Source organism: Pseudomonas sp. HS6-2, assembly GCF_049325675.2.
Classification (GTDB): domain Bacteria; phylum Pseudomonadota; class Gammaproteobacteria; order Pseudomonadales; family Pseudomonadaceae; genus Aquipseudomonas; species Aquipseudomonas putida_N.
In genome coordinates this window covers 3,152,780-3,177,876 of the sequence record NZ_CM143906.1, presented here as the reverse complement: position 1 = coordinate 3,177,876, position 25,097 = coordinate 3,152,780, and the positions used below count along the sequence as shown (strand labels likewise).

At 65.6% G+C, this 25,097-nt stretch carries 17 protein-coding genes; 10 read left to right on the top strand and 7 right to left on the bottom strand.

The genetic code is table 11. The features are described 5' to 3' along the window. The first annotated feature begins 2 nt into the window (after positions 1-2). From ACOKS3_RS14720 to ACOKS3_RS14710, 3 genes are all read left to right on the top strand, one after another. Positions 3-1,556 (top strand): ABC transporter substrate-binding protein, encoded by a 1,554-nt coding sequence (locus ACOKS3_RS14720; protein ID WP_422764055.1) that lies wholly within the window; start codon positions 3-5, stop codon positions 1,554-1,556. Positions 1,557-1,652: 96 nt separating this feature from the next. Beyond that, entirely contained in the window at positions 1,653-4,229 is a 2,577-nt protein-coding gene (locus ACOKS3_RS14715) for a TonB-dependent receptor (protein WP_422764054.1), read from the top strand. Between the two features lie 27 nt (positions 4,230-4,256). Beyond that, entirely contained in the window at positions 4,257-5,345 is a 1,089-nt protein-coding gene (locus ACOKS3_RS14710; RefSeq protein WP_422764053.1) for an LLM class flavin-dependent oxidoreductase, read from the top strand. A gap of 54 nt (positions 5,346-5,399) precedes the next feature. Here ACOKS3_RS14710 and ACOKS3_RS14705 read toward each other — a convergent pair whose 3' ends face one another. The 7 genes from ACOKS3_RS14705 to ACOKS3_RS14675 all read right to left on the bottom strand — a co-directional run bounded on the left by ACOKS3_RS14705 (position 5,400) and on the right by ACOKS3_RS14675 (position 13,736). Continuing rightward, a complete protein-coding gene (locus ACOKS3_RS14705; RefSeq protein ID WP_422764052.1) occupies positions 5,400-7,190 on the bottom strand; it encodes a dipeptide ABC transporter ATP-binding protein in 1,791 nt (596 codons plus the stop codon). Continuing rightward, positions 7,187-8,014 carry an ABC transporter permease gene (locus ACOKS3_RS14700; RefSeq protein ID WP_422764051.1) on the bottom strand — a complete coding sequence of 276 codons (828 nt, stop codon included), beginning with the start codon at positions 8,012-8,014 and terminating at the stop codon, positions 7,187-7,189. Before ACOKS3_RS14700 ends, ACOKS3_RS14705 begins: the two co-directional genes overlap by 4 nt. Continuing rightward, positions 8,007-9,083 carry an ABC transporter permease gene (locus tag ACOKS3_RS14695; protein WP_422764050.1) on the bottom strand — a complete coding sequence of 359 codons (1,077 nt, stop codon included), beginning with the start codon at positions 9,081-9,083 and terminating at the stop codon, positions 8,007-8,009. The genes ACOKS3_RS14700 and ACOKS3_RS14695 overlap by 8 nt, the downstream gene beginning before the upstream one ends. Continuing rightward, positions 9,076-10,650: an ABC transporter substrate-binding protein gene (locus tag ACOKS3_RS14690; RefSeq protein ID WP_422764049.1), complete on the bottom strand. Its 1,575-nt coding sequence runs from the start codon at positions 10,648-10,650 to the stop codon at positions 9,076-9,078. Before ACOKS3_RS14690 ends, ACOKS3_RS14695 begins: the two co-directional genes overlap by 8 nt. A 10-nt stretch (positions 10,651-10,660) precedes the next feature. After that, on the bottom strand, positions 10,661-11,848 hold the full coding sequence (locus ACOKS3_RS14685) for an LLM class flavin-dependent oxidoreductase (RefSeq protein WP_422764048.1): 1,188 nt from the start codon (positions 11,846-11,848) through the stop codon (positions 10,661-10,663). Positions 11,849-11,924: 76 nt separating this feature from the next. Next, positions 11,925-12,656 carry a class II aldolase/adducin family protein gene (locus ACOKS3_RS14680; RefSeq protein ID WP_167274631.1) on the bottom strand — a complete coding sequence of 244 codons (732 nt, stop codon included), beginning with the start codon at positions 12,654-12,656 and terminating at the stop codon, positions 11,925-11,927. Between the two features lie 18 nt (positions 12,657-12,674). Beyond that, positions 12,675-13,736 carry an ABC transporter substrate-binding protein gene (locus tag ACOKS3_RS14675; RefSeq protein WP_422764047.1) on the bottom strand — a complete coding sequence of 354 codons (1,062 nt, stop codon included), beginning with the start codon at positions 13,734-13,736 and terminating at the stop codon, positions 12,675-12,677. 377 nt (positions 13,737-14,113) lie between these two features. On the opposite strand from ACOKS3_RS14675, the gene ACOKS3_RS14670 reads away from it, so the two are divergent. The 7 genes from ACOKS3_RS14670 (at position 14,114) to ACOKS3_RS14640 (ending at position 25,057) form a co-directional block, all read left to right on the top strand. After that, positions 14,114-15,346, top strand: a complete 1,233-nt coding sequence (locus ACOKS3_RS14670; RefSeq protein WP_422764046.1) for an acyl-CoA dehydrogenase family protein — start codon at positions 14,114-14,116, stop codon at positions 15,344-15,346. A 91-nt stretch (positions 15,347-15,437) separates the two neighbouring features. After that, positions 15,438-17,213 carry an ABC transporter ATP-binding protein gene (locus ACOKS3_RS14665; RefSeq protein WP_422764045.1) on the top strand — a complete coding sequence of 592 codons (1,776 nt, stop codon included), beginning with the start codon at positions 15,438-15,440 and terminating at the stop codon, positions 17,211-17,213. Further along, complete coding sequence (locus ACOKS3_RS14660) at positions 17,206-19,056, top strand: ABC transporter ATP-binding protein (RefSeq protein WP_422764044.1); 1,851 nt, start codon at positions 17,206-17,208, stop codon at positions 19,054-19,056. Before ACOKS3_RS14665 ends, ACOKS3_RS14660 begins: the two co-directional genes overlap by 8 nt. A gap of 262 nt (positions 19,057-19,318) precedes the next feature. Continuing rightward, positions 19,319-20,470, top strand: a complete 1,152-nt coding sequence (locus ACOKS3_RS14655) for an LLM class flavin-dependent oxidoreductase (RefSeq protein ID WP_422764043.1) — start codon at positions 19,319-19,321, stop codon at positions 20,468-20,470. 18 nt (positions 20,471-20,488) lie between these two features. Further along, positions 20,489-21,553 carry an ABC transporter substrate-binding protein gene (locus tag ACOKS3_RS14650; protein ID WP_422764042.1) on the top strand — a complete coding sequence of 355 codons (1,065 nt, stop codon included), beginning with the start codon at positions 20,489-20,491 and terminating at the stop codon, positions 21,551-21,553. Further along, positions 21,550-22,608 (top strand): ABC transporter substrate-binding protein, encoded by a 1,059-nt coding sequence (locus tag ACOKS3_RS14645; protein WP_422764041.1) that lies wholly within the window; start codon positions 21,550-21,552, stop codon positions 22,606-22,608. The genes ACOKS3_RS14650 and ACOKS3_RS14645 overlap by 4 nt, the downstream gene beginning before the upstream one ends. 205 nt (positions 22,609-22,813) lie before the next feature. Beyond that, on the top strand, positions 22,814-25,057 hold the full coding sequence (locus ACOKS3_RS14640; protein WP_422764040.1) for a TonB-dependent receptor: 2,244 nt from the start codon (positions 22,814-22,816) through the stop codon (positions 25,055-25,057). The last annotated feature ends 40 nt before the right edge of the window (positions 25,058-25,097 follow it).

The following is a 25,097-nucleotide window of genomic DNA, read 5'->3' as shown; positions in this document are numbered from 1 at the left end:
CCATGGCTTGGGACGGATACCCACTGAGCCGGCGCACCTTCCTGGGCCACGCCGGCGTCTTGGCCGGCGGTGTACTGGTCGGCTGCGGCCCGGCCGACAGCCCGAACCATGGCACAGCCGATCAGCCGCGCCATGGTGGCCGCCTGCGCTTAGGCATCATCGACGGCAACCAGAGCGGCAACCTCGACGCTCACAAGCCTGTTGGCAGCGGCATCGTGCGTGGGTTTGCCCTGTACAGCAAACTGTGGGAGTGGGACGAGCAGATGCAGCCGCGCCTGGCCCTGGCTGAGTTCGCCGAGCCCAACGCCGATGCCAGTGACTGGACCTTACGGCTGAAACCGGGGCTGGAATTCCACCACGGCAAGACCATCGATGCCGACGACCTGATTTTCTCCATCCGCCGACTCACTGACCCGCAACTGGCCTCGCCCTATGCGGCGCTGCTGCACTGGGTGGACCGTGACAATCTGGTCAAGCTGGACGACCGCACCGTGCGTCTGGGCTTTCGCGATGGGCGCAGCTACCTGCCACTGCCGGAAACCTGGGTCAACTTCGGCGGCATCGTGCCGGTTGACTACCACCCTGTCACCAACCCGGTAGGTGCCGGGCCGTACAAACTCAAAAGCTTCACCCCGGGCCAGCGCTCACTGTTCACTCGCTTCGACAACTACTACAAACCCGGCAAGCCCTATGCCGATGAGCTGGAGATTATCGACTTCAAGGACCAGACCGGCCGCCTGGCGGCGTTGCGTGCCGGGCAGATCGACATGGCCAACGTCATGTCCACCGAGCATTTGCAGGTGCTGCAGGCCGACCCACGGCTGCAACTGCTGAAATCGGTGAGCGGCAACTGGCTGTCGTTCGACATGAATACTGCCAAGGCGCCGTTCAACGACCCGCGTGTGCGTGAGGCGTTCCGCCTGCTGGCCGATCGCGAGGAACTGGTGCGCCGTGCGCTGAACGGCCAGGGCCGGGTGGCTAACGACCTGTATGCACCGTTCGACCCTACCTTCGACCACAGCATTGGCCCGCGGCCGTACGACCCGCAGCGGGCAGCGCAGTTGCTGCATGAAGCTGGGCATGCACAGTTGCAGGTGGAGCTGGTGACCACGCCTGGGCCGGGGCTGGCTTCGGCATTGGTGCTGGCCGAACAGGCACGGCGTATCGGCGTGACCCTCAACGTGCGCCAGGTCGACCTGGCCACTTTCCAGGGCCCGCAGCGCGACGACTGGACGCTGAGTACCGGTGGCAGCATCGGTGCGCCGTTCCTGGCCAGCGCCATCCATACCGACGCACCGTTCGCGGTGGCCAACAAGACCCACTTCCACGACCCGGAATTCAGCGAGGCATTCCTTGCCGCCATGGCCCAACCGGACCTGGAGCAACGCAAGGCGCTGGTGCACCGCGCACAACGTATCCAATACGAACGCGGCGGCATGCTGATCTGGGGCTTTGCCGACCTGCTCGACAGCGTCAGCACCCGCGTGGGTGGCGCGCAGGCCGAACAATCGCTGTTCAGCACCTGGCGGTTCGAGAGCCTGTGGCTGAAAAGCTGATTCAGCTTTAGGCATTCAGAGCCGCGGTACACCCTCAGAAACTTCAACCGCAGGCGCGGCTGCGCCCTCAACCCCCTATCGAACGAGGCCCAGCCAATGCCCCGCGTTAACTTGCTGCACCCGAAATTCCAACCCAGCACCCTGGCGCTAGCCATACTCGCCGCCACCATGCCGATGGCGCATGCCGAAGATACCCAACTGCAAACCGTCACCGTGCAGGCCGAGCAGTCCGACGACGACGCCCTGCCCACCCGTCCGCCAGCCTCGATCTATGGCGGCCTGGAAGCCAAGGTGCTGGATACCCCGCGCTCGGTCACCCAGATCAATGCCGAACAACTGGCCAACGACCCGATCCGCAGCTCCGATGACCTTGTCAAGTACGCCCCCGGCATCACCCGCGGCGGTGGCCAGAACGCCGGCATTGCCCCGCAGATGCGCGGGCAGAACACCGAGGTGTTCCAGGACGGCCAGCGCGCCTACGGCGTGCGCCACCCGGCCAACTTCAACGCCTACGAAGGCGCCGACATCGTCGCCGGGCCGTCTTCAGTGGCCTACGGTTCGGTCAGTGGCAGCGGCGGCTACGTCAACTACTTGAGCAAGAAGCCCGATTTCAAACGTTTTCGCACCAAGCTCAGTGGTGAGATCGGCAGCTGGATCCCCGATGGCGAATCACGCGATGCGACCAAGTTCAGCATCGACAACACCGGCCCGCTGACGGACAACCTGGCCTACCGGGTGAGCATCACCCGCCAGCGCCAGGAAGACTTCTACGACAACGTCGAGAACAACTTCGACGCGTTCTACGGCGCGCTGGCCTGGCGCAACGACAACCTGCGGGTTGACTGGAACGCAGCTTACGACGACTACTACGACTACAACATCACCCACGGCTGGAACCGCGCCACCCAGGACCTGGTCGATCACGGCAAGTACTACGCCGGGCGTGCCACGCCGATCATCCAGAACGGCAATACCTTGTGGTCACCGGTGCTGTCATCCGGTGCAGCCGACGTCCAGGTGCTGGGCTGGGTACAGCGTGAGCGCAATGCCCAGGGCCAGTACCAGGTCGTCGACGGCAGCTTCCAGGGCGCATCGCCCAATACCCAGGCCAGCCCCGGCAGCCTGCGTGGCTGGGTTTACGACCCGTCGTTGGCGGGAAACGGCCTGACCTCGTTGTCGTCCCAGACCGGCCAGCGCGCGCAGGATGAAAACCGTTCGCGGCGCTTTACCACGCAACTGCGCGTCGAAGGTGACCTGACCCCATCGATCACCCTGGCCAACAGCACCTTCTATCAACACTCCACCGACACCACCGATGCCGTCGGCGCGTTCCAGGTGCAGGGCAAGGACGACATTTTCGACAACCGCTTCGAATTTCGCGCACGTGGCCAGTGGCAACTGGGCGACCTGACCCTGGTCGACGACAGCAACAGCGGGCTGATCTACCGCCGCGAGCGCAACGAGTCGATCGCCGCCAACAACAGCTTCGGCAGCACCATCAACGCCTATGACCTGACCCTCGACCCGACCTTGAAGAACCCCGGCGACCTGCTCGGCCTGAGCGGCCGCAACCCCGCCGGTGGCAACGCGGCCTGGATCGGCCAATCGGGCGTGGCGCAGTTATCCAGCTACTACGGCTGGCTCACCCTGCCCGCCATGTACCCAGCCGGGCACGGCCTGTACGCCGAATCGGTGGCGCCCTACACCGCCGACAGCACCTGGACCACCAAGACCCTGTTCAGCCAACACAACCTGCGCCTGGGCGACCGCGTGGGCCTGAACCTGGGCGCCAGCCGCAGCTGGATCGACGCCCATATCGAAAACCCCTTCGTGCTGCCCGGGGGCAACCCGCGCAAAGACGCGGACAACTATCGGCTGTTCTCGGTGCAGGTCAGCCCCTATTTCAAACCCACCGAAAACAGCACGCTGTACTACACGTTCGACCGTTCCCTCGCAGTGAATACCGGCTTCTTCACCAACGGCTTGGGCTGGGGCAGCGGCACGGGGGCCAACCAGCTCAACCCGCTGGCCTTCGAGAGCCTGAGCGTGTTGCATGAGGTTGGGTTGAAAGTGGAAGCAGTGCCCGACCAGCTGTTCCTGACCCTGGCCGCCTACAAGCAGGCCCGCGACCAGTCGCCGGACAGCAACAACAACATCGCCCGGCTGATCGTCAAAGGCTGGGAGGCTACCCTGCGTTACCAGGACCAGCACCTGCGCGGCGGCCTCAACCTCAGCCGCATCAGCGCCTACAACGAGTTCACCAGCCAGGCCGGGTTCGCCTCGGCGGGGTTCATTGCCGATAACGGCACGGTATTCGGCGACAACAACAGCCTCAACCAGCGCCCGTCGGGCAAGTTCGATGCGGTGCAGATTCCCGAATACAACGCCGGCGGGTATGTCAACTACCGCTTCGACTCAGGGTTTGGCGTCGAGCTTTCCGGCTGGTGGACCAGCAGCTGGTACCTGAATCTGAGCAAGACGGTGAAAGTGCCAGATGAATACAACCTCGACCTTGCCGTGTACTACCGCCAGCCGCAGTGGGGCGTGACCGTGCGCATGCTCAACGTCACCGACGAGCTGAATTTCGTCAGCGGCCTGGCCGGCTCCACCAATACCTTCCTGCAACCGATGCCGGGCCGCACGCTGCTGGCCCAGGTCGATTACCAGTTCTGATCACCCTCAACCTGAAAGGCCTTAGCCATGTCCATTGAATTCGTCGGCATGATCTTCCCCCGCCAGTGGTCCGAGACCCGTGGCGTACGCACGCCCGACTTCGACCTGCCGTTCATCCGGCACCACGCCCGCGCCCATGAGCATGCCGGGTTCGACCGGGTGCTGATCGCCAGCGGCCCGGGCAGCGCCGACAGCCTGCAGCTAGCCGCCTATGCTGCCGCGCATACCGAACGCCTGGGTTTCATGATCGCCCACCGCCCGGCCTTGACCGCGCCGACACTGGCCGCACGGGCATTTGCCACCCTCGACCACACCACCGGCGGCGGGCGCATCCGCCTGCATGCGATCACCGGTATCACCGCTGAGCCACAGGAAGGAGACACCCTGCTGGACAAGACCGAGCGCTACCGGCGTACCGACGAGTACCTGGAGATTGTCCGTCGTACCTGGACGGCCGAGGAGCCGTTCGACTTCGAGGGCCGCTACTTCAGCATCAAAGGTGCCTTCTCACCGGTGAAGCCGCTGCAGCAGCCGTATATCCCGATTTCCTTCGGAGGCTCGTCCGACATCGCCTACAAGATCGCCGTCAAGCATGCGGATCTGTATGCCCTGTGGGGGGAACCGCTGAGCGGCGTCGCCGAGCAGATCGGCAAGCTCAAGGCTGCCGCGAATGCCGCGGGTGTGGCAGCACCAAGGGTCAGCCTGTCGGTGCGGCTGATATTGGGCGCCACCGAAGAGCAGGCCTGGCAGCGTGCTGAACAGATCCTCGCGCAGATCAAGGCCAACCCACAGTTTGCGGCCGACAGCCCCTGGCAGAAACGCATCAAGGGCACCGGTTCTGAACGCCTGCTGGCCGCCGCCGCCCGTGCCGACCGTCATGATCGGGCGTTGTGGATGCCGACGGCGACTGCGGTGGGCGCCTATGGCGATACTACCGCGCTGGTGGGTACGCCGGAGACGGTGGCCCAGGCGTTGCTCGATTACGTCGACCTTGGGGTGACCACCTTTCTCAACCGGGGCTATGACCCGCTGTATGACACGGTGGATTACGGGCGCTGGGTGATTCCTGCAGTGCGCGAGGAAGTACAGCGGCGCCAGGCCCGGTTTGTGGGGTAGATACCAGTCAGTCAAGTGCTGGGGGGCCGCTTTGCGACCCCAATGGCCATCGCGCTACACTGTAACACAGCCTGCTGAAAGACTAGGCGAATGCTCTACAAGCGTCCGGGTATAAGCATCAACCGGGCGCCCTAGCACTTGCTCGGCGGCCCCCTGCTCCACCACCCGGCCCTGGCGTAACACCAGCACCCGGTCGGCAATTGCGCGCACTACCCCAAGGTCATGGGTAACGAACAACAAGGTCAGCCCTTCTCTCTGCAGGCGCTGCAACAGCGACAGAATCGATGCCTGCACCGATACATCCAGCGCCGAGGTGATCTCGTCGCATACCAGCAACTTCGGCTCGCAGATCAATGCACGAGCAATCGCCACCCGCTGGCGTTCACCACCGGACAAGCTATGCGGGTACAAACCGGCCACGCGCGCCGGCAGCGACACCTGCTCCAGCACGGCCTCGACCCGCTGGCGGGCTTCCCCTCCACGTACCCCGAAAAAGTGCGCCAATGGCGCGCTGAGCGTTTGCCCGATCGTCTGCCTTGGGTTCAAGGCCCGATAGGGGTTCTGGAACACATACTGGATCTGGTGTCGCAACCGGGCATCACGTTCGCGCGCGGCAAACGCCAAAGGTTTGCCGGCGTAACTCATCTGCCCCTGAACGTTTTCACCCAGCCCGGCGATCGCCCTGGCCAAGCTGGTCTTGCCCGAACCCGACTCCCCCACCAGCGCCAGGCACGCCCCTTGCCCCACCCGCAGGGAAACATCGAACAGCACTTGGCGATCGTAGGCGACATCCAGCCCCTGGACCTCCAGCAACACAGCTTCGCTCGGTGCAGCAGCCTCGAAAGCCGCCTCGCCCAATGGCAACGGCTCTTGGTATGGCATCAGGCAGGCCACCTGATGCCCACTGTCGTGCGCCACCAACGACGGTTCGATCACTGAACACTCTGCACGACGCCTGCTGCAGCGCGGCGCAAACGCACAGCCATCCGGGCGTTGCCCCGGTGCCGGTGCGTGCCCGGCAATCGCCTGCAACGGCTTGCGCCGGACAATGTCGGGAATCGCCGCAAGCAAGGCGCGGGTGTAGGGATGCGACGGCGCGCGGAATAACGCCTCGCGCCCGGCCACTTCCACCAGCCGCCCGGCGTACATCACCATCACGCGGTCGACCAGGTCACGTACGACCGCCAGGTCATGGGTGACGTAAAGGGCCGCCACGCCTTGGTCACGGCACAGCCGCTTGAGGGTCTGCAGCACATGGGCCTGAGTGGTCACGTCCAGTGCGGTGGTGGGTTCGTCCAGTACGATCAGTCGGGGCTGCAAGACGAACGCCAGCGCCAGCATCACCCGCTGCTGCTGCCCACCAGACAGTTGATGCGGGAACCGCCGCAGGAAGGCGTCCTCATCGGGCAGCCCCACATCCAGCAGGGTTTGGCCGATGCGCTGGCGCACCGCTTCACGCGGCAACGCGGGCTGGTGCGCCAGCAGGGTTTCACGCAGCAAGGCCCCCAGGCGCAGCGCAGGGTTCAGCGCCGTGGCCGGGTCTTGGGCTACGTAGCCGACCAGCCCGCCACGGGCCAGGCGCAAGGCCTCGCCTTCGAGTTCGAGCAGCGATTGCCCGGCCACCACCACGTGCCCGCCAACAATGCGCGCGCCCTGCCGCGCATAGCGCAACAACGCCGTGGCCAAGGTGGTCTTGCCCGAGCCGGACTCGCCCACCAGGCCAACGATCTCCCCTGCGGCAAGGCTGAACGACACCTCGGCCAGCACATCGACCTGCCCGGCCAGTTCTACCCGCAGGTCGCTGACCTGCAACACTTCAGTGGCTACATTCAACAGCGCGCTCATGGCTGCTTCTCCCCAATCCGTGCACTGGCCCGGCCGATGCCTTCGGCCAGGATATTGGTGCCATAGGCAAACACCCCGATCAGCAATGCAGGGGCCAGTACAGCCGAGGGTTGCACCAGCAGGCCGGCCTGGTTCTCATTGATCATCAAGCCCCAGTCCGCCGCCGGCGGTGCCACCCCGTAACCCAGAAAACTCAGGCCGGACAGCATGCCCACCGCCCAGGTCAGCATGTTGCCGAAGTGCACGAGCAGCGGCGTGAGGATGTTCGGCAGGATTTCATGAAAGAGGATGCGCCAGCGCGGGTAACCCATCATCTGCGCCGCCTCGACGTATTCCTGCCCGGCCACCGCCACGGCACTGCCACGGGCCAGGCGGACAACCCCTGGGGTAAAGGCGATGGCCACGGTCAGCACGATCAGCCAAGGTGCTCGGCCGAGCATGGACACGATCAGCAGCACCAGGATCAGGTCCGGGAACGCCAGCGAGACGTCGGCCGCCCAGCTGATCGCCTGGTCCAGGCGCCTGCGCGAGAACCCGGCCAACAGGCCCAGGCTGCCGCCCACCAGCAATGCCAGGCTGGCCGCCGCCACCGACATCCACAGCACCGACAAACCGCCGCTGAGCAACCGCGACAGTAAGTCATGGCCCAGAAAATCGTGCCCCAACGGTGCCCCGGCCGCCGGGGGGCCGTACACCGGCCCGACCATCGCCGTGGGCACATGAGGTGCCAGCCAGGGGCCGAAAGCGGCCAGCAACGCCACCAGCAGGGTAATCACGGCGCCACGTCGCACCTGTGGGTCGGCCAGCCAACGGGAATCAGTCATGGGTAGCCTCCTGGGCCGGGGTGCTGCGCGCGCGCCGCCACCATGGGCGAATGCCGCGGCGGATACGGCGGATCATCCGCACCCGGCGTGCGGTGCGCAGCTTGGGGGTGAGCAATACCGTCAGTAGGTCGGCCAGCAAGTTGATCAGTACCACCGCCAAGGTAATGACCAGCACCACGCCCTGGATCATCGGCAGGTCGCGCATCTGGATCGCCGCGTTCAGCGCGGTGCCGATACCTGGGTAGCTGAAAATCACCTCGGCGAGCAGTGCGCCCCCCACCAGCGTGCGCAGGGTAAGTGCCACGCCCTGGATTGCCGGGGTCAGGGCATTGGGCAAGGTATGCCGCCAGACGATGCGATGCTCGGGGATACCACGCAGGCGCGCGGCAATCACATACTCGGACTCCAGCGCCTCGATCATTGAAGCCCGCACCATGCGCGTGAGGTACGGCAGGGCCGTCAGGCTCAGGGCCAACACCGGAAGCACCAGCGACGGCCACTGCTGCCACAACGGCAACTGCGGGTCGAGGATCGCTACCGCCGGCAGCCAGCCCATGCCCGGCATGGAAAACAGCAATACCAAGCCGATGGCCAGCAGAAAACCCGGCGTGGCCTTGAGCAGGATCAACGCCGAAAGCCCCCAGCGGTCGAGCCGGCTGTCACGGCGCAGGGCCAGGCCGACTCCCAGCAGCAACGCCAGCGGCACCACCAGCGCCAACACCCCGGCCAGCAAGGCCAGGGTGTGGCCGAGGCGGCCGAACAACAGCTGCGCCACCGGAACCTGGGAGTCCAGCGAGATGCCCAGGTCCCCGCGTAGGGTGGCGGCGAGCCAACGCAGGTACTGCAGCAGGATCGGCTGGTCGAGGCCCAGTTGGCGCTGCAAGGTGAGGATGCTTTCCAGTGGCGCATCCGGGCCGAGAATCACCCGCGCCGGGTCCGAGGGCAGCGCCTGGGTTGCAATGAACACCACCAGGCTGATCACCCAGGCGGTCAGCAGCCCGTAACCGAGGCGGCCGATAAACCAGGCCAGCCAGGCCGGCGTGCGGGGCGTGTGGTGAGCGTCAGGCATTGGGGTTCAACCAAAGTTCATCGAAGCGCCAGGAGGCGAAGGTGGTCTGTTCCGGAGCAAGCCCGCCAACCTTGGCCGATGCTGCATCGAGCACGTTGGAGAAGCCCCAGATCAGCAACCCGCCACGTTCGTGCTGGATGGCCTGGGCTTCATGCACCAAGGCCGTGCGCCGGCCCAGGTCGGGCTGGGCCAGGGCCTGTTGGAACAGTTCGGTAAAGCGCGGATCGTGGAAGTTGCTGCGGTTATAGATGGCCTGCGGCGCATCGTTGTGCAGCGCCGAGGCGAGAAAACCGCGCGCCGGCGTCGAACCCGGCGACAGCTGCCATTGCTCGCGTTGCGGGCCGTTGAAGACGGACCCATCAACCTGATTGACCTTCACCTGCACCCCTGCTTTCAGGGCCTGCTGGGCGAATACCAACGCCGCGTTGACGCCTGGCCCCGGCGTGGTGGTCAGCTCGACGCGCAGGTCACTTTGCCCGGCCTGGCGCAACAGCGAGCGGGCCTGGTCCAGGTCGTAGGGGCGCTGGACAATGGCGTGGTTGTAGGTTGGGTCGTGAGGCGAATACAAGTCGTTCGCCATCCGGCCAAAGCCATTGAGCCCTCGTGCCACCAGTTCCTGCCGGTCGGCCAGCAGGCGGAAAGCCTGGCGCACGCGTACATCCTGGAACGGCGCTTTGGCCAGGTTCAGGTTGAAGCCGGTGAACGAGGTGGTTGGCGAGGCATACAGGCGAAGCCGTGGGTCGGCCTTGAGCAGCGCGCTGTGCTCGGCCTGCACACCACTGGCTACGTCGATCTGCCCGGCACGTAAAGCAGCAGCCCGCGATACCTGGTCCTTGAATTCGATGATTTCCAGCTCGTCCGCATAAGGGCGGTTGGGCTTGTAGTAATTTTCAAAACGGGTGTAGAGCGAGCGCTGGCCAGGGATGAAGCTTTTCAGGCGATACGGCCCGGCGCCCACCGGGTTGGTCACCGGATGGTAGTCGGTGGGCACGATGCCGCCGAAGCTGATCAGCGTTTCATCCAGCGGGTAGAAGCTTTGCCCCTGCTTGAAGCGTATCTCGAGGGTGCGTTCGTCCAGCTTGCGCAACGCCTGGCGGTCGATGGCGCCGACCAGCCCGGCAAATGGCGAGGCCAGTTGCGGGTCGGTCAGGCGCAGGATCGAGAACAGCATGTCGTCGGCGGTGATGCTTTTGCCGTGGTGGAACTCCAGCCCAGGTTTGAGGCGAATGGTCCAGGCGCTGGCATCGGCATTCGGCTCGGCGAACTCGGCCAGGGCCAGGCGCGTGCTGACATCGGCGTTCCATTCCCAGAACTTGGCGTACAGCGCCCAGCCACGGATGATGCCGCCACCCACCGGCTTGTGCGCATCGAGGTTGCCGGCCTGGTCGCCATCGATAATGCCCACCCGCAAGCGCCCACCACGTACCGGCGCGCCCGGCAGCGCCGCAGTGGTCGCTGCCGGCGCGCCACCGTCGCAGCCGCTGAGCAGCCCGCCGCCGAGCAGCAGGCTGCCACCAACGGCCAGGCTGTTGCCGAGAAACACCCGGCGCGAAAACAGCTCGCTCATTGCCCTCTCCTTAGGCTGGTTGCGCCACGTGCGGCTTACTCGCCACGCCCAGCCGCGGCACCTCGAAACCGTGGTCCAGGTCCAGCAGCGGGAACAGCAGGTCGGCCACCCGGTGTGCCTCATCTATCAGCGGGAAGCCCGACAGGATGAATGCCGATGTGCCTTGGACTTCGTACTCGCGGATGCGCTCGGCAACCTGCTCGGCACTGCCGACCAGGTAGGTGCCGGCGGCCGGGCCGAGGATGTTGAAGCCGAACAGGCTGGGGCCCAACCAGACATTGGGGTAGATCTCCAGCTCGCGGGCCGTGGGCAGGCGCCCGCCGCGGATGCTGTCGAGGTTGCGTTGGATACGCGGATCGGCGCTGACGTAGCTGTCGAAGGTTTGCCCAGGTGGCAACTGACGCTCGATGGCCGCGCGCGCGGTGGCCAGCGAGGTCCTCTGCAACAGGCGTTCTGCGTGGGCCCAGGCTTCTTCCTCGGTCTCGCGCACGATCACTTGCAGGCGAGTACCGTAGGTCAGTTCACGGCCGATCTTCGCCGCCTCTGCTGCCACCCGGCGGAACTTGTCGCCAAGCTTTTGCGGGGTGTCGGCGAAGCTCAGGTAGACATCGAGCAGTTGCACCGAGTGGGCCACACCCGGTGCCGAAGTGCCCGCCCCCCAAAGCGGGATGCCGGGCTTTTGCTTCGGTGGGTGCCAACCGCCCAGCGGGTGATGGGCAGCGCTTGGCGAACGGGGTGAAAGCTTGACGTAGCGACCGTCGTAACCGGCGGTTTCGCCGGCATAGAAGCTTTGGAAGGCACGCCAGTATTCCAGGCTGAAGTCGTAGCGTTCATCGTGTGGGTAATGTACGCCCAAAGTGGCCAGGCCGGCGTCATTGCCGTTGACCACGTTGAACAGCAAGCGGCCGTTGGAGAACTGGTCGAAGGTCAGCGCCCATTTCGCCAGCACCGCTGGCGACAGCTCCCCCGGGTGCTGGGCGACCAGAAAGCGCAGGCGTTTGGTGGCGTCGATCAACGCCGCCGACACAGCCAGGCTTTCGTTGGGGCTGGAGCCGAGCAGCGAGCCGTAGAAGCCCAGCCGGTCGGCGGCGATGGCCAGCTGCTTGAGGTGCTCGAAGTCAGTGTGCCAGCGCCCTTCAGGCTCCCAGGGGTGAGGGCCATCGGGGGTGGTGAGGTACCAGAGGATTTTTACAGCCATGGGGAAATGTCCATTTCATCAGAGAGGTGCGGGGTTCATGGGCCTTGGGGCTGCCTTGCAGCCCCCGGCGATCTGCTCAGCTACGCCGATCGATGCCTGGAACGAGCCCCAGCTCGCTGGCCCGTTCATACAGCCCGCTCATCTTCCACTGCTGGGTCAGCACCCCCGGCCCATAAGGCCGCGACCCGCCGAGGGCATCAGCCAGCAACTGGATCTGCGCGCCCTCCTCCAGCAACAGGATGAACTCCGCCGTGGCCCGCAGGCCCTGTTTGCCCCACACCGTGGAGCCACCGTTGGCCTCAAGAATGGCCAAGTTGAAGGGGTTCTCGGCGATCTTGTCGAGGATGAAGTCCACCTCGGCCTGGCGCCGGTCGATGTACACTGGCAGCTCACGCGCCAGCTGGTAGCGCTGCACCGGCACGTAGTGAAACGGCAGGGTGCGATGGGTCTGGGCCCAGGCGCCGAGGTACGGGCTGTGCACGTGTGACACAGTGGTGACATCGGCGTGGGTCTGGAACAGCTTGGTGTATCGGCCCAGGCCGCCTTTACCCTTGCCGACGATGACGTTGCCGGCAAAGTCGGTGACAGTGGCCTGCAGTGGCTTGCGGTGGTTCCACGGCCCGCCGTAGTTCACCGACACCAGCAATTCTTCACCGGGTACCCGCTCGATGAACCCGACGGTGCCATTGGCGGTAATGGTGTTGGTTTCGCGAAATACGCTGAAGGCCGCTTCTGCTTCGGCCACTACCTGGTCGATGAAAGCTTGCAGCTCGGCAGTGACGGGGCGTTCGTTGATCAGTACGGTCATGTTCAATCTCCAGTCAGGTCAGGCGCGGCGCTGGGCCAGCAGTTGATGGGCCGCTTGCAGGGGCCGTGGGTCGACCCAGTCGGCGATGGCGAAGTCGGCTTCAAGGAATCCGTGCAGGTAGAGGAAGTCCTTTTGCGTGGCGAGGAAGGCCAGGCGTTGCTCGGAAAGGTCCGGCGCCAGGGTGGTGTGGAAGTCGCCGCGATAGGCTTCGGCTACGCCCTGGCTGCCGGCGCGGGTTTCTTCTTCGAGGATGCGATTCAGCGCCTCACGGTTGTTGGCCGCCCAGTCAGCGGCGCGCAAGGTCTGGGCAAGAAAACGCACCACTAGGTCGAAGTGGCTGTCGAGCAGGCTCTGGTGCACGGTAATCGGCCGCGGCGTGCCGTTGTTGATGCGGTGGCGCGGGTCGGCCAGCAGGTCGAGGTCAACGCCGACCACCAGGCCCAACCGACGCGCGGCATCGGCCGCCGCTGCGCCTTTCACGTACACGGCATCGACTTCGCCACGGGCCAGGTAATCCAGCCCCGACCACAGCCGTTGCAGGCCGAGCTCCGGAGTGGCGGCGCTAGCCTGGTCGAGCAGGGCCACTTCCACCAGTTGCACGTCATCCAGGTGCAGCCCGGCCGAGGCCAGCGCGCCTTTGTAGCCATGCAGGCTCATGGCGCGGGCAATGCTGCCAGGGCGGCTGTCGCCCCAGGCCGGCAAGGCCAGGCGCTTGCCACGCAGGTCGGCGGCGCTGCGAATGCCCGAGTCCGGGCGGACCAGGATGGTTTGCCACTCCTCGATCCAGGTCAGGCCGATCAGCCGGCTGGGCGAGCCTGCCGCCCGCGCGGCCAGCGCCGGTACATTGCCGCCTTCGCGAAACAGCCCGGGCAGTTGGTGATCGTAGTGGTGGTGGCCCAGCTGGCGGGCCTCCTGCAAGGTCGAAACCGGCAGGCCGTCGGCGGCGAACTCCTGCTCCAGCCAGCCGAGCTTGTAGGCCAGACCTGAGGCGGTGGGCACCGGGCAGCGCGTGAACCAGATACGTTCCAGGGCGTGCGGGTCGTCGGCCTGGGGTTGCAGGGTAGAGGTTACGAGGGTCATCGGGGGGCTCCTTAGGCGTCGTGCAACCAGCATTGCAGTGTGCGTGCCAACCGCTGGAGGCCCTGATTTACGCGGGATTGGTAGTTACAGCAAGGAGCTGGGTGCTGGGCTGGGAGCAGGATTGCGGTTGCAGTGCTGCCAGATCAGCAGGGTTGGCTGCTGCTGGGGCAGCACAAGAGGGTGGAGGCCGCGCAGAATGCGGCCTGAAGCGCTGTGGCAGAGATATTGCTCAAGGGTTTGCGACCGCGGTGTGCCCATCCGCGGGTAACCCGCTCCTACAGGGGGCCGCGCACAGCCCAGACGCTGCGCTCCCCTGTAGGAGCGGGTTTACCCGCGAAGCAGGCGCACTGGCCCTTGAGACAAACCGAGACCCCCACATGAGTGCCATACAACCCTCCCCCGCCCGCCGCCTGACCAGCGAAGCCGAAGCCATCGAAACCGCCCGCCAGGTCGCCGCGCAAATCGCCGAACTGGCCGCTGACCCGCGCAACAATGGCCAACTGCCGCGCCGCCAGGCCGAGCTGCTTTCCAGCAGTGGCCTGACCGCCATCGCCGTACCCGCCCGGTTCGGCGGCCTCGGCGCCTCGGTACAGACTGTGGTCGAAACCGTGCGCCTGATCTCCACCGCCGACGGTGGCGTCGGCCAGTTGCTACAGATCCACAACGTGATGCTGCGTGGCATCTTCACCGGCTACCCGGATGACGTTCGCGACCGGCTGATTGCCGACGTGCTGGCGGGCAAGCGCTTCGGCAATGCCCTGGCCGAGGTTGGCGGCAAGAACAAGTTCGCCCTCAAGACCCGCGTCGAACGCGGCGCCGATGGCCAATGGCGGCTCGACGGCAGCAAGTTCTACTCCACCGGCTCCTACCTGGCCGAGTGGATTTCCCTGACCGCCGCCAGCGACGACGGCGGCGTCGGCGTGCTGCTGCACCGCGACACTCCAGGGCTGACTTTGGTCGATGACTGGCAGGCATTCGGCCAGCAGAACTCGGTGAGTGGCACGGTCAACTTCGACAACATCGTGCTCGACGAGCGCTACCTGACCCGCCGCAGCGGGCCGATGAAACGCACCGGCCTGACCTTTCCACAAATCCTCCACGCCGCCATCGATACCGGCATCGCCGCCGGTGCCTTGCAGGCCGCCGTCGAGTACCTGCGCGAGCACGCTCGCGCCTGGGTGGAGAGCGGCGTCGAGCGCGCCAGTGACGAGCCGCATGTGATTCGCCAGGTGGGTGAATACGCTGTGGCGCTGCGCGGTGCCGAGTCGGTCCTGCGCGAAGCGGCGCGGGTATTCGACGAACACGAGCGCGACCCGGAGAACAAGGCTTTGCAGGATGAGCTGATTCTCTCGGTGGCCACCGCGCGTGCGCATTCCGATGCGGCGTCGCTGAAAATTTCCAGCGACCTGTTCTCGTTACTCGGAGCCAGCGCGTCGCTGAGCAAATGGAACCTCGACCGTTTCTGGCGCAATGCGCGGGTGCACACCACCCACGACCCGATCCGCTGGCGGCTGCACAACGTCGGCAACTACTACCTGAACGGCGCAGACCCTGGCGAGTACACGGCGGTGCTCAATGCCAAGGAAAACCAGGGCGCTACCCGCCGTTGAATCAATCCGCAGCCGGGGGGCGCGTCGCGCCCCATTCGCGTTACTAGGCCGCTCCCACAGGGGTGGTGTCGCATTCTGATCGAGCATCTACATGAACCACCCGCTTCTTCGGGCTTTGGCCATTTATCGCGAAATGCCCTGGCGCTTCGCCCTGGTCACGGCCTTGTACATCGCCGGTAATCTCGGCCTCGCCTGGCAACAGTGGCTGATCGGCCACGCCGTCGATGATGTCAGCACCGGCCGCGCCGTGCAGCGCCTGGCCGACGGCAGCCTGGACGCCAGCGTGGCCTGGCACTGGCTGTGGCTGCTGCTGGCCATCGCCCTTGGCCGCGGCCTGCTGCAATACGCTGCCGCCGTGCTTTCGCTGGTCCTCAGCCAGGCCCTGCTCACGCGCCTGCGTGAACGCATCCTCGTCCAGGTGCAGCGCCTGCACCTGGGTTACCACTGGCGCCACGGCATGGGCGAACTGGTCACCCGCACCACGCGCGATGCCGACAAGGTGCGCGACGCGCTGATCACCTTCTGGCGGCAGATCATCGAAACCCCGCTGGTGGTCATCGCCGCCGTTGGCCTGCTGAGCTGGTACGACCCGCTGCTGGGCCTGGTACCGCTGCTGCTGACCGGTGCCGGGCTGTGGCTGTTCGTGCTGCAAACCGATCGCCTGGTCAGCCTGGACCGCGCCGTGGGTGCGGCCTACGACCAGGTCAGCCAGGACCTGGCCGAAGGCATCGGCGGGGTTCGGGTGATCAAGGCCTTTGGCCTTGAAAACCAGCGCATCGCCCGCTTCGCCAGCCAGGTCGAGGTGTTCACCGGCCACGCCCGCGCCGCCCTGGCCTACGCCAGTTCGCGCATTCCGTTGCCGCAGGCCGTGGTCGCGCTGGGGCATGCATGGATCCTGGTCTACGGTGCCCACCGGGTGGCCGCCGGCGCGCTGGGTATCGGTGAACTGGTCACGTCGCTGCTGGTAGCCACCACATTGGTGTTCCGTATCGAAGGCATTGGCCGGGTAATGCAGACCTTTGCCGATGCCCGCGCCAGCGCCGAGCGCATCTGGCAACTGCTGGACGAACGCCCGGCCATCGTCACTGGCAAGGCCAGCCTGCCCGCCGGGCCACTTGGGCTGAAATTGAAGCAGGTACAGGTCAGCGCAACTGAAGCCGGCCGGCATATCCTGCAGGATTGCTCACTGACCCTGCAGCCTGGCGAAGTGGTGGCACTGGTTGGCGCCACCGGCACCGGCAAAAGCCTGCTGGCCAGCCTGTTGCCGCGCCTGGCCGATGTGCAGCGGGGCTGCGTGCAGGTCGGTAGCGATGCCAATGGCTGGCACGATGTACGTGACCTGGACCTGGCTGACTTGCGCCGACGGGTACAGGTTCTGCCGCAAGAGAGCTTCCTGTTCTCCGACAGCCTGGCGGCCAACCTGCGCCTGGCCGCACCGCAGGCCAGTGACGCCCAATTGCGTGAAGTGCTGCGCCTGGCCGCCGCCGAGGATGTGCTGGAACGCCTGGCCCACGGCCTGGATACGCCACTGGGCGACCGCGGCGTGACCCTGTCTGGCGGCCAGCGTCAGCGCCTGTGCCTGGCCCGGGCGCTGTTGGGCGCGCCCGACATCCTCTGCCTGGACGACGCCACCAGCGCCCTCGATGCACTTGGCGAGCGCCAGGTGCTGCACAACATCCGTCGTCTGCACAGCACGGGTGGCCATGGCCCGACCTTGCTGCTGATCACCAGCCGGTTGTCCACACTGCTGCTGGCCGACCGCGTGCTGCTGCTGGAAAACGGCCGCATCAGTGCCAGCGGTAGCCATGCCCAACTGAGCGCCAACAACCCCCATTACCGCGACCTGCTGGGGATCGACCATGACTGATGTGCAACACCCCCCTTCCAGCGATATCGACATCGAGCAACGCCTGGCCCGCCAGGCACTGGACCGCGGCATGTTGCAGCGCCTGCTGCCACTGTTGCGGCCGATCCGCAGGCAGATCATGGCAGTTATCGGCATCGAGCTGCTGCTGGTATTTACCGTGTTCCTGCGGCCATGGTTTGTCCGCGAGTTGCTGGACAAGGGCCTGGTTGCCAGTGCCGATCACTGGCTGCTCGACGAGCGCCTGGTGCTTTGGCTGGGCCTGGGGCTGGCAGCGAGCTGGCTGGGGCGCTTCCTGCTGGCCGGGGTATCGCAGTTCATTGGCGGGCGCGCGGCGATCCGGGTGCTGAATGACTTGCGGGTAAAGGTGTTCGCACATGTGCAGGCGCTGTCGGTGAGCTACTTCGACCAGACCCGGGCCGGGCGCATCATCTCGCGCGCCGACCGCGACGTCGATGCGCTGGAGCCGCTGTTGGTACAAGGCCCGCCGGAACTACTCGGCGCCATGCTGCGCTGCGGTCTGGCGGCTGTAATGCTGTGGCGCATCGAGCCCAGCTTCTTCTACAGCCTGGCGGCCACCGTACCGCTGCTGGCCGTGGCTACCTGGCGCTTCAAGCGGGTATCGCAGCGCAACTGGGCAAAGGTGGCCGAGCAACGCAGCCGCTTCACCGCCCACCTGGTGGAAAGCGTCAGCGGCGTGCGGCTGATCCAGCAGTGCGGGCAGCAGCAGCGCAACCAGGCGCGCTACCGGCGCCTGCTGGAGGACTTCAACCAGGCGCTGATCCGCGGAAGCCTGCGTGCCGGCTGGTTTGCCCCGTTCACCGCCTTGTTGAGTACCACCGGCATGGCCGTGCTGTTGCTGGTGGGGGCCCATGGCCTGGCGGAAGGCAAGGTCAGCGTAGGCCAGGTGGCCGAAAGCCTGTTCTATGTGTTTCTGTTCCTTGGCCCACTGCAGGAGCTGTCCGACTTGTTCGAACGCTACGCCACCGGCAGTGCCTCGGCGCAGCGCATCTTCCTGCTGCTCGACACCCGCCCGCAGGTGCTCGACCCTCCCGAGCCGCATGCGCTAGCCAGGGCGCGTGGCCAGGTCGACTTCGAGGCCGTCGGCTTCGCCTATAGCGCAAACAGCCCGCGGCCAGTAATCGATGGCCTCGACCTGCACATCCGCGCTGGCGATGTGTTGGCGATTGTCGGCCCTTCGGGGCATGGCAAAAGCACGCTGGTGCAGCTGCTGACGCGGTTCTATGAGGTCCAACGGGGCGCCGTGAAGCTGGACGGCATCGACCTGCGCGCGCTGGCCCAGCACGACCTGCGGCGCAACGTGGGCGTGGTGCTGCAGGACAACGTGCTGTTCAGTGGCAGCATCCTCGACAACCTGCGCCTTGCTGCGCCTGCTGCCAGTGATGCACAGCTAGTCGCCGCTGCCCGAGAGCTTGGTGCCGACGAGGTACTGGAACGCCTGCCACTGCAGTACCACAGCGAAGTCGGTCCATTGGGCGCACACCTGAGCCATGGCCAGCGCCAACTGGTGTGCCTGGTGCGCGCCTACCTGGCCGACCCGGCGGTGCTGGTGCTGGACGAGGCCACCTCGGCGGTGGACGTGCACACCGAGCGACGTATCCAGCGCGCTCTGCGCCGGCTGTGCCAGGGGCGCACGGCGATCATCATTGCCCATCGCCTGGCGACCATTCGCGATGCAGACAGGATTGCGGTGGTGAAACATGGACAGGTGGTGGAATTAGGAGCGCATGCCGAGCTGATTGGCCGGGGCGGGGCCTATTCGGCGCTGTATGACGCTTACCAGCGCAGTGCCGGGGAGGTTGCAACCCCGCCTATTGACGTCTGACGTGCCAGCCTCTTCGCGGGTGAACCCGCTCCTACAGGTAAGGCGCGGGACCTGTGGCAGGGGTTCACCCGCGAAAGGGCCGGATCAGGGGTACGCCTCGCTTGCTGCTGTTTCAGCATCCACTGCTGCCCCACTGCTGCCACAGCAGCAATCCAACCGCTACTGGCCCGGCAAATCCACGCCCCGCAGGCCCTGCGCCACCATGGCACAGCCGTTGCACCACCCTCCCCACTTGTACACCCTTCTCCTTCAGGAGCCCACCATGACCACCGAATTCTTCTGGCGCCTGCCCTTGGGCACCGACGGCCCGCAGCTGTCCACCGACCGCCACAACCGCGGCAACCCCGTGCACCGCCCCGGCAACATCGCCCCCGGCCGCCTGCCCGACGGCCAGGCCGATGGTTTCAGCTACATCGACTACATCGCCCAGGTGGCCAAGGCCGCCGAACTGGCCGGCTTCGAGGGTGCGCTGCTACCCACCGGCCCGGAGCCGTGGATCGCCGCCGCCGCGCTGGCCCGCGAAACCCGGCGCATCCGCTTCCTGATCGCCTTCCAGGCCACCTGGACCCTGCCCGCCTACGCCGCCCAGCAGGCGGCCATCCTGCAGAACCTCAGCGGTGGCCGGCTGGACTGGAACATCATCACTGGCGGCAACCCGGCCAGCCAGCGGGCCAATGGCGATTTCCTGGAGCATGACCTGCGCTACAAGCGCACCGGCGAATTCCTCGACGTGATCGAGGGCCTCTGGACGCAGGACAAGTTTTCCTACGAAGGCGATATCTATCGCCTGGAAAGCGGCAGCCTGCCGCCGGGCCTGCAACACGAACGCAAGCCTGGGGTGTACTTCTCCGGCTTTTCCGATGCGGCACTGGACGTAGCCGCGCGCCATGCCGACGTGTACCTGAACTGGGCCGAGCCGATCGACAAGCTCAAGCCGCATATCGAGCGCGTGCGCGAACTGGCCGACAAACAGGGCCGAACGGTGCGTTTCGGCCTGCGTGTCGACCTGTTCGCCCGCGAGACCGAGGAGCAAGCCTGGCGCGAGCTGCGCCAGCAGTTCGAGCGCCTGGAAGGCAAGGCCAGCAGCACGGCGAAAAACTTCATCAGCGGTTCCGACTCGGTCGGCGGCGCGCGCCAGGCGGCGTACCACCAGCACCTGCAAGGCTTCGACGAACTGGTCCTGGCGCGCAACCTGTGGGCCGGTTTCGCCAAGGCCAAGCCCGGCCCCACCGTGGGTTTGGTGGGCAGCCATCAGAACATTGCCGAACGCCTGGCTGAATACCGCGATGCCGGTTTCAGCACCTTCATCCTGGCCGCCAACCCGCACCTGGAAGAAGCCCTGCGCATCGGCCAGGAAGTAGTACCGCTGGTGCAACAGGCCGCCACCACCACACCGTTGCAGGCCAGTGCCTGAAGCCAACCGGAGCTGAACATGAGCCAACCCCTCGATACCTTGTGGTACACCCGTTGTCCGGTGCCTACCGGCCTGGGCATTGCCGTGCAGCAAGGCTGGCTGCAGGAAGACCTGGCCGGCCTCGGCACCCGGGTGCAGTCCCTGCGCGAGGCTGACCAGCAGGCCGTGCGCGAATCGCACTTCGACCACAGCCTGCTCAATTCGGTACGCCACGGCGGCAGCATCCCGGCCATCTGGGCCCGCGCCCAAGGCCGCGACACCCGGGTGATCGGCCTGTCGTGGGCGGATGAGGCACAGTTGATACTGACCCGCCCAGACAGCGGCATCCACACCGTGCAAGACCTCAAGGGCCGCCGCTTCGGCTTGCCCGACTGGGCCGCGGCACAGATCGACTTCACCCGCGCACAGGCCCTGCGCGCGCTGGAAAACGCCCTTAAACTTGCAGGGTTGCAAGTGGGGGACGTGGAACTGGTCAACTATCGCTACGACGGCACCTTCAGTGACCGCCCGGTGCGCAACGTGGCCGGCACGCCGGTGTCAAGCACCCAAAGTGAGGGCCGCAACCTGGAGCTGGCCGGCCTGCTGCGCGGCGAAGTGGACGCCATCTTCCTCAAGGGTGCCAGCGCCGTGCAACTGGCCCACGCCTTTGCCCTGCACACGGTGATCGACACCGGCAGCCATCCCGACCCACTGATCCGCAGCAACAATGGCACGCCACGCACCCTGGCCGTGGACAGCCACTTGCTGGCCCAGCACCCGCAGGTGGTGCGCACCCTGCTCGGCTCGGTGCTGCGCGCCGAACGCTGGGCCCACCAACATGCCGATGAAACCCGTCGCTACCTGGCCCGGGAAACCAACAGCAGCGAGTATTGGGTACAAGTGGCGTACGGCAGTGACGCCCACCTGCGCCTGAGCACCCGCCTGGAAGAACAGGCCATCGACGCGTTGCAGGACTTTGTCGAGTTCCTCAAGCGCTGGCGCTTCATCCCGGCCCGCTTCGAGGTGCGCGACTGGATAGCCCGTCAACCCCTGGAGCAGTTGCTGGCCCCCACTCCCATGGATAGGAAGACCACAGCCCCATGACCAAGCCCCTGGAAACCCTCTGGTACACCCACAGCCCGGTGCCCACCGGCCTCGGCATTGCCGTGCAGTCAGGGCGCCTGGCCGAGGCCTTTGCGCCGTACGGCACCAATATCCAATCCCTGCGCGAGTCCAGCGAACGCGAAGTGCGCGAGGCCCACTACGATCATCACCTGCAGAACTCGGTGCGCCACGGTGGCAACATCCCGGCGATCTGGGCCTATGCCAGCGGCGTCGAAACCCGTGTGCTGGGGCTGTCTTGGAGCGATGAGGTGCAGTTGATCCTCACCACCGAAGAAAGCGGCGTGCGCAGCATTCGCGACCTGAAGAACCGCCGCTTCGGCCTGCCCAAGTGGGCCAACGTGCAGATCGACTTCACCCGTGCCCAGGCCCTGCGCGGGCTGGAAAATGCCCTGAAGCTCGAAGGCCTGGCGATAGCCGATGTTGAGCTGGTCGACTACCCCTATGGCGGCACCTACAGCGACGATGCCAAGCAGCACCTGTATGGCGCCGAAGTCAGCCTGGACACCAGCCGCTTCAGCCGCCGCAACAACGAGTTGATCGGCCTGCTGCGCGGCGACATCGACGCCATCTTCCTCAAGGGCGCTCACGCCGTGCACCTGGCCCATGAATTCGGCCTGCGCGTAGTGGTCGACATCGGCAGCCACCCCGACCCACTGATCCGCAGCAACAACGGCACGCCACGCACCTTCACGGTGGACCGCCACCTGCTGGAGCAGCACTTCGAAGCCAGCCGCACGCTGGTCGATACCGTGTTGCGCACCGAGCAATGGGCCTGGGCCAACCCCGAAGAGACCCGGCGTTTCCTGGCGCGTGAACTGAATACCAGCGAGTACTGGGTGGCAGCGGCCTATGGTGACGATGCGCATCGGCGCTTGCGCACCACCCTGGACAGCCGCTCGATCGAGGCGTTGCAGGACTTTACCGAGTTCCTGTTCCGCTGGGGCTTCATACCGCGGCGTTTCGATGTGCGTGAGTGGATTGATTTTCGCGTGCTGGAGAGCGTGATCGGCTCGACTTCGCGTCTGGCGATTTGAGATTTCGGGGCCGCAAAGCGGCCCCAGCAGTTTTCAGCCATCCCACTGCTGCCCCAGCAGCACCCTCCCAGCACCCCACTGCTGCCCAATCTGCAATACGCCCCCAAAAATCTTATTAAATCGTTATATATCAGCATCTTACAAACATGGCACAGTCCCTGCTCTAACCCTCCCCAACAACGCTTTACGTACGGGGAGATTCACCATGCACCAGCTCAATCCACTCGCCCGGCAGGTCAGCCTCGCGCTGATGCTCGCCGGCAGCGGCAGCCAGGCCATCGCCGCCAACGAAGACACTAAAAACGAACCGGCCCTGGAAACCGTCACCGTCACCGCCCAACACCGCGAACAAACCTTGCAGGAAGTACCGGTAGCCGTATCGGCCATCAAGGGCACCAGCATTACCGCCGATGGTGTGCGCTCGATGGGCGACATCACCACCTTCGTGCCCAACGCCTCGGCCAAGAACCCCGACGGCGACGGCCGCCCGCGCTGGTACATTCGCGGCCTGGGCACCGGCGATACCGGCGCGGCCACGGTGTACCCGGTGGGCATTTACGCCGACGACGTTTACCTCAACGCCCCCATCGCCGGTGGCGGGCCGCTTTTCGACCTGGAGCGCATCGAGATCCTGCGCGGGCCGCAAGGCACCCTGTATGGCAAGAACACCACAGCCGGCGCGGTAAACGTGATCTCCAGGAAGCCCACCTTCGACACCGACGGCTACGGCACCGTCGGCTTCGGCAGCAAGAACGAGCGCATCGTCACCGGTGCCGTCGGTGGCGCGCTGGTGGACGAAAAACTGGCTGGGCGGGTGGCGCTGTATTCCGAAGAGCGTGACGGTTTCCAGAACAACGACTTCGACGGCCACACCTACGGCGACGTGAACAAGAAGGCCATCCGCCTGCAGTTCCTGGCCCAGCTCAACCCCAACCTGGACGCCCTGCTCAAGCTGCACAGCCGCCAGTTCAAGGGTGATGGCAGCAACGGCTCGCTGCCGGTGGGGCGCTACTACAACGTCGGCTACCAGCGGCCGAATGGCCGCGACATTTCGCTGAACGTCAACGAAGACTACCGCCTGTACCACGACGGAGCCGCGCTGACCCTCAATGGGTACCTGGGCGACTACACACTGACCTCGATCAGCGCCTATGACTACATCCGCAACCGCTCCACCACCGACGCCGACTACACCCCCTACGAGGTCAATGGCGCGGCCATCACCGACAACAGCTACCGCCAGTGGTCACAGGAGCTGCGCCTGGCCTCGCCGGAAGACCGCCCGCTGCACTGGCTGCTGGGGGCGCATTACTTCCACGAAGACCTCGACAGTTCGGCGCAGCGCATCGTGACTCCCGGGCCAACTCCCAACGGCACCGGCTCCAACCAGGTCGGCACCACGGCGTTGCGCGACCTGGACTATGACCACCGCACCGACAGCTACGCGTTATTCGGCAACCTGACCTACGACTTCACCGATGACTTCAGCGTCACTGGCGGCCTGCGCTGGACCCAGGAGAAAAAGGACATCGACCTCGACCTGGTGCAGCTGACCCGCGCCACGGCCAACGGCCCGCTGATCCCGCTGGGTGGCGTTGGCACAAACGGCAATCGCCAGGAAGACAAGACCTGGGAAGCCTGGACGTACGACCTGACCCCCGAGTACCGCATCAACGACAACCTGCGGGTGTTCTTCCGTTATGCCCACGGCTTCCGCTCGGGCGGCTTCAACACCGGGCTGTCGACCAGCCTGGCGCAGTTGACCACGGTCGACCCGGAAAAACTCGATGCCTACGAAATCGGGCTGAAGTCCGAGTGGTTCGATCGCCGCCTGACCGTCAATGCCAACGTGTTCTACTACGACTACTCCGATATCCAGGTGAACCTGCTGACGGTGAACAACGGCGTGCTCACCACCGCGCTGACCAACGGCGCCAAGGGCAAGGTCAAGGGGGCGGAGCTGGAGATCGAAGGCCAGCCGACCGAACGCCTGCACCTTCAAGCGGCGGTGTCATTCCTTGACACCGAATATACCGATTTCAAGAACACCAACCCCACCACCGGTGCGGTGACCGGCGACTACAGCGGCAACAGCTTCGTGCGCTCGCCGCGCAATGTGGTGTCGCTGGGTGCCGATTACACCATCCCGCTTGAAGTGGGCGGCAAGCTGGTGGCCGGCGGCGACGTGAGTTTCCGCGACAAGGAGTACTTCCTCGCCGACCGCCAGAGCAGCGCCGACGCGCCCCTCAGCCAGGCCCACTACACCCTGGCCAACGCTCGCCTGAGCTGGTTCAGCCACGACGACAAACTGAGCGTGACCGGCTTCGTCAACAACCTCACCGACCGCCGCTACCAGGTGCACGGCCGGCCCAACGGCACTGCCGGGCAGTACGTGATCACCTACGGCGACCCACGCACCGTCGGGCTCAGTGTTACCAGCCGGTTCTGATTGAAAACCATCGGGCCGCGGCGCGGCCCACAGCATCACG